The following is a 15,595-nucleotide window of genomic DNA, read 5'->3' on the forward strand; positions in this document are numbered from 1 at the left end:
TGAAACGAAGGAAAAGACAATGCGATTGAACACTTGGAGCAAGGCGCTGCTGCCGCTGGTGGTGTTGGCCTGCGTCTCGGCGACTCAGGTTCGGGCGGCGGAGAGCGATACCGGGCCGATCCCCAAACAGCTGCTGGGCAACTGGCGCGTCAGTAAAATTGTGCCGACCCAGACCACCGGCTGCTGGGATCAACAGCAGGCGCAGAGCCTGATCGGCGGCAAAATCAGCTACAAAGCGGATGCGTTCAGCTGGAACGGCACGGCGCTGAAAAGCGAAGGGGCCACCGTTAGCACCGTAGAAGCGCAGGAGTTTGTCGAGGACAATTCCGGCAGCAGCTCCTACATCGATTTCCCGATGCTGGGCATCAGCACGCCGTCGGTCGAACGCGTGGCCATTCAGCACGCGGATACCGCCATCAAAGGTATCACCGATCAGGGCACCGATGGGGTGCCCGGCGATAACGTGCTGGTGAAAGACGCCAACACGCTGATCCTGTCGCTGTGCAACGTCTGGTTTGAGGCGCAGCGCGAGAAGTAATTTTTGCCTTCAGCCCCGGTAACGGGGCTTTCCCACCGCGTCGCCACCCGTCATACGCGCCATTTCTGAACTAAAATTAACCATAACGATATGACCCCGGCGTGATATCGGAGCCTCGGCTCTACCGAGTCCATGACAGGAGGCGCTATGTGTTACCACCATATTGTCATCGCCACCGATCTGAGCGATGACGGCAAACGGCTGGTCGAAAAGGGGGCGCTGCTGGCGGAGGCGCTGCAGGCCAAACTCTCGCTGATCTATGTGGACGTTCACTACGACACCTACCACGCGGCGATCGGCTTTTCGGAGCGCAGCTATGACGGCGTGCCGTTCGAAGAGAAGATCCGCAAAGAGCTGGAGCCCACCACGCAAAACGTCAATTACCCGATCGCGGAGGTGATTATCGGGCGCGGCGGCTTCGTCGACGAACTGCGTACGGCAGTCGTGGATAAGAACATCGATCTGCTGGTGTTCGGCCATCACCACGATCTGTGGAGCAACCTGTTTTCTTCCACCCGCAATGCCATCAACCAGCTGAATATCGACGTGCTGGTGATCCCGATCCGCTCATAAACGCGGGCCACCGCCGGGCAACGATGGCGGTGGCCGCTGCGGCTTATTGCGTGAAGAAGTCGTTATACAGCATGTACAGGTGTGCCGCGCTCCAGGAGAAATTCGGCGCGCCTTGCTGCTTGCCGGTGAGCGGGTTGTAGTTCTCGCGGATTGGCCCGTCGGCGACCAGGCCGTCGGCGTGGCGGAAGAAGGCCTGCGCCATTGCCACCGCATCGTCGCGATAGCCGTAGCGCTCCATGCCCTTGAGGCCGAAATACAGCTGATCGACCCACACGCGGCCGCGCCAGTAGATGTCCGCGCCGAACGCCGGATTGGTCAGCGCCGCGGTGCCGAGCGGCACGTAGGTATTGAACTCGCGCGGATCCTTCATCACCCTGACCACCGCATCGGCGTGCGGTTGGCTGGCGGCGCCGTTGAACAGCGGCGACCAGCCTTCCGGCCCTTTGCCGCGTTCGACGATCGGTTTGCCGGCGCAGCCGTTGGCCAACGGCTGGCTTTCGATGCGGATGTCATAGAAGAAACCGCTCTGCTTGTCGAACATGCAGGTGTTGATGTAGGCCGCCAGCCGGTCGGCTTTGGCGCGGAAGGCAGCGGCCTCGGCACCGCGGCCCAGAATATCGGCCATCTCCGCCAGATAGCGGTTGTCGCTGTACATATAGCTGGCCTGATCCACCGACTCTTGCAGCAGCGAGTAGCCGAGCAGCGTGCCGTCCGGCGCGCGGTTTTCGGCGAATTTTACCTGCCAATCTTCGCGTTTGCCGCCCTGCGCCACGTAGCGCGCCAATTGATCCGGATCGATAAAGCCGAATACCGCCGCGTCGTCGCGGCCCGACTCCCAGGAGGCGGCGGTCTGCGCCGGGATCTCGATGCTGTCGTACTGCCCCTCGCGCACGATGCGATCGTAATTGTCGAGGCCGGCCAGCGTTTGCTCGCGCTGCCCGCGTTTGACGGTAAACAACATGCGCCCGTCGGGGGTATTGTGCGCTTTGTCACGGGTGGCGCCGTACTCCGGCACGCCGTTGCCGTTGTGATCGCGGTTGCGCAGCCACCAGTCATGGTAGGCCACCAGCTTCGGGTACATCTCCGCCAGCCAGTCCTTATCGCCGGTGACGCGATACACCTCCATCACCGCCCAGGCCGCCAGGCTCGGCTTGGTGTTGCGCTCGTTCCAGTTGCCGCCGTCGCCGCCGCGCTCCGGGCTGGGGTTGTAGGCGATAAGGTCGGGCAGAAAACCGGCGTCCCACGGGCGCAGGGCGTCGCCCGGTCGGATCTGGAAGGCGAACACTGCGCGAATGTTGTCCTTGGCCACGTCTGGGTTGAAGTGCGCCATGGCGTAGGCCTGTTTCCAGGTGTCCCACGGCCAGGTTTGGTTGCCGGAGAACCAGCGCCCGGTCACCGACGGGGTGACCGAGTCGAACTTCATCGCCCCGGCTGCGCCGCGCCAGTTGCCGTTCAGCGTTTCCATCGCTTTGACCGCCACGCGGGTTTGTTCCGGCGTGGCGTGCGGGTTGCTGAGCCCAGTGGCGAGATAGCGTTCCCAACGCTGGGCCGACGCGGCCATATAGCGCTGCGGGTGAGCGAGGATATCGGCGATAGCGCGCTGTTCGCGCTGCGCCTCTTCGGCGGTGAGCAGGTGCGAGTAGGTGGTGTACAGGGTGGTGGAACCGGTGATGCGCGCCGTGGCGCGGAAGCGGTGGCCGTCGACCGTGGTGCGCTGCGGCAGCGATTTGTGGATCTGATACTCGGACTGGCCCGAGGTCATCAGCTGCGACGGCGCGCGCACCTTGCCGAAGGTGACGCGCAGGCCGTCAGCCGTCGGCACAATGCGGCGCGTATAGTCCGGAAACGCCTGCTCGAGGGTCGCCGGCGGCTGCGGTTTTTGCTCTTTGGCCGCGTAGCGCTCCAGCAATTCACCGTCCCACACCAGCTCCAGCGGCGTGTCGGTCAGGATTTGGGTTTCCAGCAGCGAGGTGCGTGCGGCGGCGAAGCGCAGCGTCAGGTTGACGGTCACGCCCGGCGCGCTGAGCCGCTGCACCAGGGCGCCGGGCAGGCTGTAGGCCGTCATGGTGAAATGCACCGGTTTACCGTCTCGATAGACGCTGAGCCGATCGAAATTGTTGGCCATAAAGTTGATGTACTCTTCGGTCAGCAGCGCCGGGCCGGGGAAACCGCCCATGCCTTCCGGCCCGCTCGGCAACAGGTGGCCGTGCCAGGCGCCGAGATCGAAGAACGGATTGAAGCGCTGGTGATCGTCGAAATCGTAATCGAGCATAAAGTGCGGCGCGCCGCGGCGGTCGATGACGTTTTTATAGCGCTCGGCCAACGGGGCGTCGGCGTCGGGCGTTTTCGGCACACAGCCCGTCAGCGCCCATGCGAGGATGAGGGCGGTGGCCAGCGGGGTCAGGGGAGTCATGTTCATCGTAGGAGCCTCAACGGTTACCAATAGAAATATTGCATCAGAAACACCGAGTTGCTGGCACCGGTGCTGTCGTTGCGCATGAAGAATTTGCTGTCCAGCGCGGTGGCCAGTTTGCCGCCGGCGTATTCGTACCAGACGCCAAACTGGGCGTATGAGGTGGCGGTGTCCGCCGCGCGATCAAACCGGTGGCGGGCGTAGCTGTAGGCGGTGGAGAGATACAGCCCTTTGGCGGTTTCCGTCATCGCGCTGAGCATCAGGCCCGATTCGCTGCCGGGATGGCCGCCGCTGTCGCCTTTGCCGGTGTGGTGCCAGACGCGGCCGGCCAGGTGCTTACCGCGCAGCCCCAGCAGAAACAGCTGCCCCAGCCCGTCGGTCACTTCCAGGCCGGTCAGCAGCGTCAGATTCTCCTGTAGGTCGTACTGGGTGTAGCCATTGGCCATCGCCCGGTAGGTATACTTGTCGGAATAGCGGTCGTATTTACCGAAGTGCAGCAGTGCCTTGCTCTCGTCGATGCGGCTTTCCGGGGCCGCCGTCACGCTGTAGCGAAAGCGCCCGGTCAGGTTTTGCAGCTTGGCGGCGTAGCTGAGATCGCGGGTGTTGGGGATCACGTAGCCGTACTCCGGCGTGAAGTCGCCCCACCACTGCAAATCGTCGAGCGACGAATCGTTGCGCACGCTGAGCATCATCTCGGTGCCGTCGTCGGTGCGGTAACCGCCGTAAAAGCGGTTCAATCCACCCTCGAAGCCGCCCCAGCTGTGGTCCGGCGTCCAGGCGTGGCCCTGGCTGTCCGCCTGCACGGTCCAGCCTTCGCCGTAAATCAGGCCGAACCAGTGTCCCCGTTTGATCTCCAGGCCACCTTCGATATAGGTGCCGTCGCTGTATTGATGCTGATGTTCGCCGTTCAAATAGACGCTGCCGCCGATGCCGAGCTCGCCGTAAAAACGCAGGGCGGTCGCGGTGCTATCGGGTAGCGGCGGCGGCGGGAGCTGATTGCGCTCCGCCGGGGTCACCGGTTCCTGCGCCGCCCAAGCGGGCGCATTAACGAGCAGCAACAAGGGCAACAGGGCGTGATGGCTTAGTGATTTCATGGGGCATAGCCTGGTGTTGGATGGATCGGAACGTCAGCCGAGCGGCGGCTCACGCGAGGTCGCTCCCGGATCCCTGGGAGAAGAGAAAAAGTCCGCCCTCATGGGGCAGTAAACGGCAGGTATATTAGTAAAATATTTAGTAAAAAATACGCTTAAATCAGTAAATCGTTAACTTGATCACAGCGGGCGAAATGGGTATCTTTCGCTGCAGGCGCCCGGCAACGGCTGGCATGAGCGTGCGCTGGCCCGGTCTGGGAAGGAGAGGAGGCGGGCGGCGCTGTACGCCGTGGCGCTATCCGATTAAGCTACCGTTTTTCGTCTGTGCATTGGGACTCTATGGCCACACTGAAGGAAATTGCTGAAGCCGCTAATGTGTCCGTCGCCACCGTTTCGCGCGTGTTGAATGACGACCCCACCCTGAGCGTGAAGGCGCAAACCCGCCAGAAGATCCTGGAAGCGGCGGAGCGCCTCGAATACAAGGTTGCACCTTCCAAACGGCAAAGCGGGCAACGCCTGCATTTCGCCGCGCTGTTCACCTATACGCAGGGCGTGGAGATCAACGATCCCTATTACCTGGCGATGCGCTACGGCATCGAAACGCAGTGCGAAAAGCTGGGCGTGGCGCTGAGCGCCGGATATGACTTCAACGGCGACAAGGCGCTGCCGGCGGCCGACGGCCTGCTGGTGATCGGCCGGCCACAGCCCGCGCTGTATGAGCAGCTCAGGCAGCAGGAAACGCCGGTCGTATTCATCGACGGCGTGGTGGAGGATGAGCGGTTCGACTGCGTTAATGTCGACCTATACAAGATCAGCCGCAAGGTGATCGACTACTTCATCGGCCGCGGCTATCAGCGCATCGGCTTTATCGGCGGGCGCGACGATCCGGCCGGCATCGACCAGCGCGAGCAGGCGTTCGTCGAGTATGGCCGGCAGCAAAACGTGGTGCGAGCGCAGGACATTTACCACGGTGATTTCAGCAGCCAGTCGGGCTACCAGTGCGCCAAAGCGATGTTGCAGAGCAAGAATGGCTATCCGCCGGCGCTGCTGGTGGCGACCGATTCGATCGCGATCGGCGTGCTGCGTGCGCTGCACGAACACGGCATTCAGGTGCCGGGGCAGATCGCGCTGATCAGCGTCAACGACATTCCCACCGCCCGCTTTATTTTCCCCGCCTTGTCCACGGTGCGCATCCCTTCGGAAACCATGGGCGCACAGGCCGTCAACCTGCTGGCGGAGCGGCTGCGCGATGAGCGCGCCGTCCCGTTGTCGATCTTCGTTCCCAGCTCGCTGCAGCTGCGCGACACCACCGTCGCCTGACCGGCCCCGCCTCGGCGGGGCGTTGCGTTGGCGCCCAAAATTAACGTCATGATAAAAAAAGGCATTTGAGATTTATTGTGATCCTGTCGTCATTTGGTAAACATCAACTGTAGTTTTTACTAAATATTTACTATCGTTTCCGCATTGCACAGGTGTCGGGAGACGTGACGTGAATAATTGGGAAAACATTGAAAAACAGTCGGAGCACCGGTTGGCACCGCGCGCGAGCTTCTTCAGCTACGCGGACGCCGGGCAGGCGCTGAGCTTCGATCGCAACGCCAGCCGGCGCTTCCAGCTGCTGAGCGGCCGCTGGCGTTTTCGCTTCTTCGAGCACCCGGCGCAGGTGCCGGCGGCGTTTTATCGGGAGCCGATGAACGACTGGGGCGATATGGCGGTGCCGGGCATGTGGCAGCTGGAAGGGCACGGCCACCTGCAGTACACCGACGAGGGCTTCCCGTTCCCGATCGACGTGCCTTACGTGCCGACCAACAACCCCACCGGCGCCTATCAGCGCCCCTTTACGCTCGACGCCGGCTGGCAAGATCAGCAGGTGCTGATCAAATTCGACGGCGTGGAAACCTACTTCGAGGTGTACGTTAACGGCGACTATGTCGGCTTCAGCAAGGGCAGCCGGCTGTGCGCCGAGTTCGACATCAGCCCCTATGTGCGGCAGGGCGAGAACCTGCTGTCGGTGCGGGTGATGCAGTGGGCCGATTCCACCTACATCGAAGATCAGGACATGTGGTGGATGGCCGGCATTTTCCGCGATGTCTATCTGATCGGCCAGAGCGCCACTCACCTTCACGACCTGACGCTGGTCACCACCTTCGATGAGCGCTACTGCGACGCGCAGTTGGCGATCGACGCCGAGCTGCGCCATCTCGGTGTGCAGGCCGCCGAGGGCTGCCGCCTGCAGGCGCAGCTGTTCGACGGCGATCGCTGCGTGGCGGAGCAGTGGCGCGACGATCTGCGCATCGAGCAGGCGCTGAGCTGCCGTTTCGAACTGCCGGTCAGCCGACCGCAGCAGTGGAATGCGGAAAATCCCTACCTGTATCAGCTGTTGCTCAGCCTGTATGACGGCGCCGGCAACCTGCTGGGCGTGGTGCCGCAGCGGGTGGGTTTCCGCGAGATCGCGGTGCGCGACGGGCTGATGTACGTCAACGGGCGCTACCTCAAGCTGCACGGCGTCAACCGCCACGATCACGATCACCGCAAAGGGCGCGCCGTCGATATGGCGCGGGTGGAGCGCGACATCGTGCTGATGAAGCAGCACAACATCAACTCGGTGCGCACCGCCCATTACCCCAACGATCCGCGCTTTTACGAGCTGTGCGATCTCTACGGCCTGTTCGTGATGGCGGAGACCGATCTGGAAAGCCACGGCTTCGCCAACGTCGGCGATCTGAGCCGCATCACCGACGATCCTCGCTGGGAACAGGCCTACGTCGAGCGCATCGAGCGCCACGTGGCGGCGCAGAAAAACCACCCGTCGATCATCATCTGGTCGCTGGGCAACGAGTCCGGCTACGGCTGCAACATTCGCGCCATGGCCCGGCGCTGCAAAGCGCTCGATCCGACCCGTCTGATCCACTATGAAGAAGATCGCGACGCCGAAGTGACCGACGTGATCAGCACCATGTATTCCCGCGTGGCGATGATGAACGCCTTCGGCGAATACCCGCACCCCAAACCGCGCATCCTGTGCGAATACGCCCACGCGATGGGCAATGGTCCCGGCGGGCTGTTCGAATACCAGTCGGTGTTCAACCGTCACGCCAGTTTGCAGGGGCACTACATCTGGGAGTGGTGCGATCACGGGCTGCTGAGCCACGACGAGCAGGGGCGCGAGCGCTATCAGTACGGCGGCGATTACGGCGACTACCCGAACAATTACAACTTCTGCATGGACGGCCTGATCTATCCGGACCAGCGCCCCGGCCCCGGCCTGCGGGAATACCAGCAGGTGCTGTGCCCGGTGGAGGTGACGGCGGAAGAGGGCGCGGGTGACGTGCTGCGGGTGAAAAACCGCTATTGGTTCAGCTCGCTGGCGGACATCACGTTGAAGGTCAGCGTCAAGACCGACGGCCGCCAGGTGGCAAGTTACGAATTCAAGCTGCCGCATCTGCAGCCGGGCGAGAGCGAAGACATGCATCTGCCGGTGTTGGCGCTGGGGCAGGGGGAAACGCTGATCGACGTAGCGGTGCATAAGGACAGCGCCACCCGCTACAGCGAGAGCGGCCAGCGGCTGGGGCATTATCAGCATCTGCGCCAGGCGGCGACGCGGCGACCGGCTGCACCGTTGGCCGATGCGCCGGCGCTGCAATGCCGCGAGGAGAATCATCAGCTGCTCGTCAGCGGCGGCCGGTTCCAGCTGGCGTTCTCGCTGCTGAGCGGCGAACTGCTGTCGTGGCGGGTAGACGATGAAGAAATGGTGGGGCGCGCGCCGCGCATCACCTTCTTCAAACCGGTGATCGATAACCATAAACAGGAATATGAGGGGATTTGGCTGCCGCAACATTTCCCCATCATGCAGCAGCACTTCCGCCGCCTCAGCCGGCAATGGCAGGGCGAAGATCTGCTGCTCGAGGTGCACAGCCTGATTGCGCCGCCGGTGTTCGACTTCGGCATGCGCTGCACCTACCGCTGGCGCATCTCCCCGCAGGGCTACGTCAGCCTGGATCTGTCCGGTGAGCCTTATGGCGATTTCCGGCAGATTATCCCGAAAATCGGTCTCGATTTCGGCATCAGTCGCCGCTTCGTGCAGGTGGAATACTACGGCCGCGGGCCGGGCGAGAACTACCGCGACAGCTGCCGAGCCAACCTCATCGGCCACTACCGGCAGCGCGCCGAGGCGCTGTTCGAACACTATCCGTTCCCGCAGGACAACGGCAACCGGCAGGACGTGCGCTGGCTGAGCCTGCAGGACGCGGCGGGCAAGGGGATCTTCATCCAACCGCGGCGGCCGATCAACTTCAGCCTGTGGCCTTACAGCGTCGAGATGCTGCACCAGGCCCAACACATCAACGAGCTGGAACCGAGCGACTGCCTGACGCTGAACCTGGACGACCAGATCCTCGGCCTCGGCTCCAACTCCTGGGGCTCCGAAGTGCTGGATACCCACCGGGTCTATCTGGCGCCGTTCAGCTACGGCTTCACACTGGTGCCGTTCGACGGGCGGCAAACGCAGGGTGCCGCGCTCGCCGGTTATGACTTCGCGCCCGCTCATCATCACCCGCAGTCTGCGGAGGAAAACGTATGATCATTCTCGAATCCCTGGCGGAGTTCCAGCGCATTTATCACAGCGGCAAGAAGTGGCTGCGCTGCATGGAAGCGATCGCCAATGTCGAGCGCATCAGCCCAAACGTGTGCCATTCGATCGGCGACTCGCTGACGTATCGGCTGAGCGTCGGCGCCGGCCGCCAGCACGGCTGGCTGGAGGGCAACCGCCGTTACTTCGACGTGCACTATTACCTCGACGGGGAAGAGACCGTCGAGGTTGCCGACAAACGGGCGCTGACGACGGTGGCGCCCTATCAGGACGAAACCGACCGCGAGTTTTTCAGCGGCGAAGGCGAGAGGCGCCGGGTCGGCAAAGGCAATGTGGTGATCTTCGAAAACCACCAGGCTCACCGCTTCGCAGAAAGCGGCAAGGTAAAAAAAGTCATTTTAAAAGTGACGGTGGAAGACAGCTATTTCGTCAATAAATAGCGCGCTCGCCGATCGATAACAACAAACCGAAGTCCCCTACACCATTCGGAGAATCTCTATGGCTGCGTCGAACAGAAACACCATCGGCAAGTTTGGTCTGCTGTCGATGACGTTTGCGGCAGTGTTCAGTTTCAACAACGTGATTAACAACAATATTCAGCTCGGCATCGCCTCGTCGCCGGTGTTCCTGGTGGCGACGATCATTTACTTCATTCCCTTTTGCCTGATCATCGCCGAATTCGTCTCGCTCAACCGCAACTCCGAGGCCGGCGTTTATGCCTGGGTGAAAAGCGCGCTCGGCGGGCGTTGGGCGTTTATCACCGCCTACACCTATTGGTTCGTAAACCTGTTCTTTTTCACCGCGCTGCTGCCGCGCGTCATCGCCTACGCTTCTTACGCGTTCCTGGGCTATGACTATGTGTTTACCCCGCTGACCACGGCGATCATCAGCATCTTCCTGTTCGCCTTCTCGACCTACATCTCCAACAGCGGCGCAAAACTGCTGGGGCCGATGACCTCCGTCACTTCGTCGCTGATGCTGCTGCTGACGTTTTCCTACATCATCTTGGCGGGCGCGGCGGTGCTGGGCGGCATTGAGCCGGCCGACCCGATCAACGTGCAGGCGATGACCCCGAACTTCAACTGGGCGTTCCTCGGCATTACCGCCTGGATCTTCCAGGCGGCGGGCGGGGCGGAGTCCGTGGCAGTGTACGTGAACGATGTGAAAGGCGGCAGCCGCGCCTTCGTGAAGGTGATCATCGTTTCCGGGCTGTTCATCGGCGTGCTGTATTCGGTGTCTTCGCTGCTGATTAACGTATTCGTGCACCGCACCGATCTGCACTTTACCGGCGGCACGGTTCAGGTGTTCGAAGGCCTGTCGGCGCACTTCGGCCTGCCGACGGTGCTGATGAACCGCTTTGTCGGCATTGTTTCCTTCACCGCCATGTTCGGTTCGCTGTTGATGTGGACGGCGGCGCCGGTGAAGATTTTCTTCACCGAAATCCCGAAGGGCATTTTCGGCGAGAAAACCATTCGCCTGAACCGGCACGGCGTGCCGACGCGCGCGGCCTGGATCCAGTTCTTCATCGTCATCCCGCTGATGCTGATCCCGACGTTGGGTTCCAGCAGCGTGCAGGATTTGATGAACACGCTGATCAACATGACCGCCGCCGCCTCGATGTTGCCGCCGCTGTTCATCATGCTGGCCTACCTGAATCTGCGGCTGAAGTACGACCGGGTGGCGCGCGATTTCAAAATGGGCTCGCGCCTGCAGGGCATCGCCATCGTCAGCGTGCTGATCGCCATCTTCACCGTCGGTTTCTTCGCTTCGACGTTCCCGACCGGCGCCAGCATCATGACCATCGTGTTCTATAACGTCGGCGGGTTGGTGGTGTTCCTGGGATACGCCTGGTGGAAGTACAACCGCTACTCGAAGACCCTGAACGCCGAGGCGCGCTACCACGAAGACATGCCGCTGGCGCGCCTCGCGCTGGAAGCGCAGGAAGGGGCACCGGCCGGGCAACCCGCGCTGACCACGCCCGCTTGCAATAAGCCGCTGTAATCTCTCCTCTATCGGCTCCGCGCTCCGGCGCGGAGTCTCGCTTGTGTAAAAAATCCACGTCTGCGTTTGCATAATACATAAGTGAACACTAATGTGTTTATATGAACGAAAATGACATCTTCAAAGCGTTGGCCGATCCGACCCGCCGCACCATCTTCGACAAACTCGCCGCCGGCAGCATGAACGCCAGCGCGCTGCGCGAAGGGCTGCCCATCAGCCAGTCGGCAATGTCGCAACACCTGGCGGTGCTGCGCAATGCCGGGCTGGTGCGCGAGGCGAAGCAGGGGCGCTGCGTCAATTATCAGGTCGACCCGGACGGGCTGGCGCAGATCGCCCAGTGGCTGACGAAGTACCGCGCCTGGTGGCCGGCGCGCATCGACGCGCTGCAAACCTTACTGGAGGACATGGATCAATGAACAAACGGGCTGAGCAACCGCCGCGCGATCGGCTGGTGTTGGAATATTCGCTCGATGCGCCGCCGGAAAAAGTGTGGCGGGCGCTCAGCATTCCCGAGCTGCGCGAGCAGTGGCTGCCGACGGGGGATCTGGCGCAGGCCGAACCGCTGGCCACCACGCCGGGCGAGGCGGTGAGCTACCGCCTGCGCGACGACCAACCGCCGTTCCGCGAAAGCGTGGTGACGCTGCAGATTGTGCCGGATGCCGGCGGCGGCAGCCTGCTGCGGATTATTCACCAGCTCGACGCCGCCAACGACGGCCCGACGACGGTGATGCGCGCCGCCTGACGCGTTAAACACACTTCCCTTTGTTGCCAACCCAGGAGTTCACCGATGCGTGAGAAGATGATGCTCGTCCCGATGGTGGTGGAACAGACCAGCCGGGGAGAACGCTCCTTTGATATTTATTCGCGCCTGCTGCGCGATCGGATCGTGTTCCTCAACGGTGAAGTCAACGACGACGTGGCTGAAATGCTGTGCGCCCAGCTGCTGTTTCTGGAGGCGGAAAACCCGGAAAAACCGATCCATCTGTACATCAACTCGCCGGGTGGGGCGATCACCAGCGGGTTGGCGATTTACGACACCATGCAGTACCTGCGCGCGCCGGTGCATACCCTGTGCATGGGCACCGCGCGTTCGATGGGTTCGTTCCTGCTGATGGCCGGCGAGCCGGGGCACCGCATGGCGCTGCCCAACGCCAGCCTGCACGTGCACCAGCCGCTGGGCGGCTTTCAGGGGCAGGCCTCCGACATCTTGATCCACGCCGAAGAGATGAAGCGCACCAAAGACCGGGTGATCCGGCTGTACGCCCAACATTGCGGCCTGAGTGATGAAGCGGTAGAGCAGGCGTTGGATCGCGATCGCTTCATGACCGCCGACGAAGCGGCGGCCTGGGGGCTGATCGATAAGGTGCTGCGGGAGCGGTAAAACGGCTCAGCGAGGCTCGGCGGCCTGCGGCGTGTGCCAAACCCGTTCAAGCCCGAATTCGACCATCGCGAAATAGAGGCTGAAATAGCGCTCTGCCATGATAAAGAACGAGCTGTTGAGTTCGATCACCACGTTATTGGTGGTGGTCAGCAGGCCCGATTTTTCCGCCGCCTGCAGGATGCGGTTTACGTGCGCGCGTGAGACGGAGCACGACTTGGCGATTTTCGCCGAGGAGAGCAGCAGAAAGGGGGAGTCCTGCCGGATGCTTTCGATATGCAGCATCAGCAGCACCATGTGGCCGGCGTCCTTGCTGATAAACAGTCCGGATTGCGGCACCAGATCGATCAGGTAGATCTCCTTGAGCATCAGCTGCCCGTAGGCGGCGAAAAAGGTGGGCAGAAAGTCGGGCGCCGCCAGCAGCGCCGCGATGGGCATCTGTGGCGCCAGCGCCTGATAGGGCCGCGCCATGGAGGCGATCAGCGCCTGGGTTTCCGCCAGCGCGTGCGGCGTAGGCTTATAGCGCAACTGGCGTTTGTCATGTTCGCAGGGTTTGACCTCCAGCCGGCGGCCGACCCGCAAAAAGAACAGAAAGGAGTCCAGGGAGTTCTCGCTGATCATGTTCTTTCCTTTAAAAAAGGCTTTGATGTCTTTCAGCCCGGCGGCGGGCTGGTGGTAGTAAATGGACAGGATGGTGGAACAAATGATGAACCGGCTGTTCCTGAAGATGATTTTGTAAAACAGCGGATGCTTCTTGTAGGTCTCTTTCAACAACTCCCCGTGTTTGACGATGGCGGCGTGAAATCCCGGTGACTGCCTGATGTTGTTGGCCTGTTTCTCCAGGTGAAACTGTAGCTGGAATCTGCTTAGACTCATTTTTCCCTATTTCCTGTACTTAAAAAATGTGCTGCTTTTTATCGTTATGGGTTTGCTGTGTATGACTTGACGATCTGTTGGCCCTGGTCGTTGATGAGGGTGGCCTGAACGGTGATCTGTGAAGGGAGTGTCGGCGCCGCAACGCCGTCGAGGTGATAATCCCGCATGCTGAACGGCGCGGTCATCATGTCGCTTTCTTGCCGCACCGGGTAATCACGTTTTCCTATGTGTACGCTTATGCGGGCGAAGGAGAGATAAAACGCCGACCGGTTGTGGCAGCGCAGCAGATAGCCGCCCGGCGATTTTTGCAGCGAGAACGAGACGGCCTCGGCCGCGTTTTCGGCGTTTCCCTTTAGCGCTTTGGGGCGGTAGAAGATTTTCATCTGCGTGTTCATCGCCAGCGTCACGCGCGACGCCAGCGGCGGCGTGGTCGGCTGGCTGGGCGGGATCTCATACAGGTTAAGCCAGAACACCGACTCCCTGTCGGTGGGCAGGGCCGCGCCGGCAAACAGGATCCGCAGCCCTTTCAGCGCCGAAGGCGGCAGGGCGAATACGCTGGGCAGGGTGACAAACGGCGCGCGCGACAGTTCGGGGGCGGCATTGACGTCGCCGTTATCGACCCAGGTTTGCGCCACGATCGGATAGCCGTTGGTGTTGAGCAACATCAGGGTTTTTTCCGTGTCACCCTCGCGGAAAATCACCCGGGTGGCGGAGGCGATGATGCCCGCCTGTGCGCCCATGGTCGCCAGCGCCAGCAGCAGGGCGCATCCCATTGTCAGATATTTCTTTCTCATCATTATTGCACCTTAACCCAGACGTAGGCCCTGGCGTCCACTTTGCCGGCGGTAACGGTCTGCCCGGGCAGCCGGGCGAGCGTGGCGGTGAGCTGGGTGGTGTAGTGGGTAAACCCCGCCGCAGTGCTGCCGCCGCCGCTGGCGCCGTTGAGCACCGGGTACCAGCCGGCGTCGTTGCCCTGCGGGCATTGCCCGGCGCTGCAACGCGCCCAGCCGACGAAGTTCATCGGCGCGCCGTTGCCGGCGTTGGCGAGTGCGATGCCCACGCCGGTGGCGACGCTGCTGTCGGTGCCGTAGCCGCTGGAGAGCAGGTAGCTCACGCCGCCGTTGGCGCTGACCAGCCCGAGCTGCTGCGCCGCGACATAGCTTTCATACGGTACCTGCAGGCCGAGGGCGGTATTGTTGCTGCTGACGCCGGAAACGGCGGCGTTGTCGCATTCGATATTGATGGTGAACTGCGCCTGAGAGGTTTGCCCGGCGGTCAGCTGGCTGACGGAAATGGTCGGCAGGATCACCAGCGGCGTGACGTTGCGCGCCACGCAGGTGGCGGTATAGGTCAAGGAGGAGATCGGTGCGGTGCCCATGCCCATCGCGTTCCAGCGCCCGGTGCCCCAGGTGGCGTAGTTGGTGGCGGAGTCGCTGCCGATAGGATCCGAGGCGATGCCGGGCCCCTGAAAGGTGACATAGCCGTTCGGCTGCGTGCAGGTATAGTTCGAATTGCCGGTGGTCGAGGCCATGCCCACCAGCGGGTTGCCGGCGCTGTAGCCACAGTAGTTGCTGGCGCCCGCGCCCGGCAGCGAGCTGATGCGGATCAGATCGGCACGGATGGCGCTGAAGTCTTTCACCCGGATCTGAATTTTGCTGCCGACGGTGGCGTAGCGGGTAATCGGCGCCGACTGCCAGTAGCGGGTAAAAACCTTGCCGGAATCCAGATGGGTCAGGCGGATGCCGACGTAGGGGAAGTAGGTGGCGTAGTAGTTGGGGTTGCCGTCCTGGGCGCCCAGATCGTAATAGCCGCCGACGCGATCGTCGCCGTTGGTGGCGAAGACTTCATAGATCTGCCCCGCGTCGCCGGCGTCGCATTCATACAGCACCTTGTTGGGATCCGGATAGCGCGTGCCGGAGGTGAAGTCGAACACGCTGGTGCCGAGCGGCGTGCCGACGGGCTGCAGGTAAGTGCTGGTCAAATTGACCCGGCCCAGCGCCGTGCCCACTCCGCAGGGATCGCAACCGGAATCGATCCAGGGGGCGACCCGGGTGCATTGCGCCAGCGCGGCGGGCGCGCCGAACAGCGACAGGGCGAGCAGCGCCAGGGCGGCGATCGGGTAAAAAATGCGTTTCAT

At 62.1% G+C, this 15,595-nt stretch carries 14 protein-coding genes; 9 read left to right on the plus strand and 5 right to left on the minus strand.

Features of this window, described 5'->3' with window-relative positions:
• Window positions 1-19: 19 nt before the first annotated feature.
• Together V8N38_RS10065 and V8N38_RS10070 are read left to right on the plus strand one after the other, a co-directional pair.
• Window positions 20-538, plus strand: a complete 519-nt coding sequence (locus V8N38_RS10065; protein ID WP_049202527.1) for a hypothetical protein — start codon at window positions 20-22, stop codon at window positions 536-538.
• A 147-nt stretch (window positions 539-685) separates the two neighbouring features.
• On the plus strand, window positions 686-1,111 hold the full coding sequence (locus V8N38_RS10070) for a universal stress protein (RefSeq protein ID WP_015377548.1): 426 nt from the start codon (window positions 686-688) through the stop codon (window positions 1,109-1,111).
• 43 nt (window positions 1,112-1,154) lie between these two features.
• Here the strand turns inward: V8N38_RS10070 and ygjK are convergent, their stop codons facing one another.
• Together ygjK and ygjJ are read right to left on the minus strand one after the other, a co-directional pair.
• Entirely contained in the window at window positions 1,155-3,530 is a 2,376-nt protein-coding gene (gene ygjK, locus V8N38_RS10075; protein ID WP_147840277.1) for an alpha-glucosidase, read from the minus strand.
• Between the two features lie 17 nt (window positions 3,531-3,547).
• The gene (gene ygjJ / locus V8N38_RS10080; protein WP_060440188.1) at window positions 3,548-4,618 is read right to left on the minus strand and encodes a protein YgjJ; all 1,071 of its coding nucleotides are present in this window, start codon (window positions 4,616-4,618) and stop codon (window positions 3,548-3,550) included.
• Window positions 4,619-4,954: 336 nt separating this feature from the next.
• Between ygjJ and ebgR the strand changes: the two genes are divergently transcribed.
• From ebgR to V8N38_RS10115, 7 genes are all read left to right on the plus strand, one after another.
• Complete coding sequence (gene ebgR, locus V8N38_RS10085; protein ID WP_049202529.1) at window positions 4,955-5,935, plus strand: transcriptional regulator EbgR; 981 nt, start codon at window positions 4,955-4,957, stop codon at window positions 5,933-5,935.
• A gap of 169 nt (window positions 5,936-6,104) precedes the next feature.
• Complete coding sequence (gene ebgA, locus V8N38_RS10090) at window positions 6,105-9,194, plus strand: beta-galactosidase subunit alpha (protein WP_147840276.1); 3,090 nt, start codon at window positions 6,105-6,107, stop codon at window positions 9,192-9,194.
• Entirely contained in the window at window positions 9,191-9,643 is a 453-nt protein-coding gene (locus V8N38_RS10095) for a beta-galactosidase subunit beta (RefSeq protein WP_055312129.1), read from the plus strand. The genes ebgA and V8N38_RS10095 overlap by 4 nt, the downstream gene beginning before the upstream one ends.
• Before the next feature lie 58 nt (window positions 9,644-9,701).
• Window positions 9,702-11,204, plus strand: a complete 1,503-nt coding sequence (locus tag V8N38_RS10100; RefSeq protein ID WP_015377554.1) for an amino acid permease — start codon at window positions 9,702-9,704, stop codon at window positions 11,202-11,204.
• Between the two features lie 101 nt (window positions 11,205-11,305).
• Entirely contained in the window at window positions 11,306-11,620 is a 315-nt protein-coding gene (locus V8N38_RS10105; protein ID WP_147840275.1) for an ArsR/SmtB family transcription factor, read from the plus strand.
• Window positions 11,617-11,946: an SRPBCC family protein gene (locus V8N38_RS10110; RefSeq protein ID WP_087762347.1), complete on the plus strand. Its 330-nt coding sequence runs from the start codon at window positions 11,617-11,619 to the stop codon at window positions 11,944-11,946. Before V8N38_RS10105 ends, V8N38_RS10110 begins: the two co-directional genes overlap by 4 nt.
• Window positions 11,947-11,991: 45 nt before the next feature.
• The gene (locus tag V8N38_RS10115) at window positions 11,992-12,585 is read left to right on the plus strand and encodes an ATP-dependent Clp protease proteolytic subunit (RefSeq protein ID WP_060440184.1); all 594 of its coding nucleotides are present in this window, start codon (window positions 11,992-11,994) and stop codon (window positions 12,583-12,585) included.
• A 6-nt stretch (window positions 12,586-12,591) separates the two neighbouring features.
• Here the strand turns inward: V8N38_RS10115 and V8N38_RS10120 are convergent, their stop codons facing one another.
• Genes V8N38_RS10120 through V8N38_RS10130 form a run of 3 tightly spaced genes read right to left on the minus strand, consistent with a single transcriptional unit; the run spans window position 12,592 to window position 15,595 of the window.
• Window positions 12,592-13,458, minus strand: coding sequence for a hypothetical protein (locus V8N38_RS10120; RefSeq protein ID WP_060419394.1), 867 nt, complete (start codon window positions 13,456-13,458; stop codon window positions 12,592-12,594).
• Between the two features lie 44 nt (window positions 13,459-13,502).
• Window positions 13,503-14,255 (minus strand): molecular chaperone, encoded by a 753-nt coding sequence (locus tag V8N38_RS10125; RefSeq protein ID WP_244951331.1) that lies wholly within the window; start codon window positions 14,253-14,255, stop codon window positions 13,503-13,505.
• Window positions 14,255-15,595 carry a fimbrial protein gene (locus V8N38_RS10130; protein ID WP_060419392.1) on the minus strand — a complete coding sequence of 447 codons (1,341 nt, stop codon included), beginning with the start codon at window positions 15,593-15,595 and terminating at the stop codon, window positions 14,255-14,257. Before V8N38_RS10130 ends, V8N38_RS10125 begins: the two co-directional genes overlap by 1 nt.

This window comes from Serratia nevei, assembly GCF_037948395.1.
Taxonomy (GTDB): Bacteria; Pseudomonadota; Gammaproteobacteria; order Enterobacterales; family Enterobacteriaceae; genus Serratia; species Serratia nevei.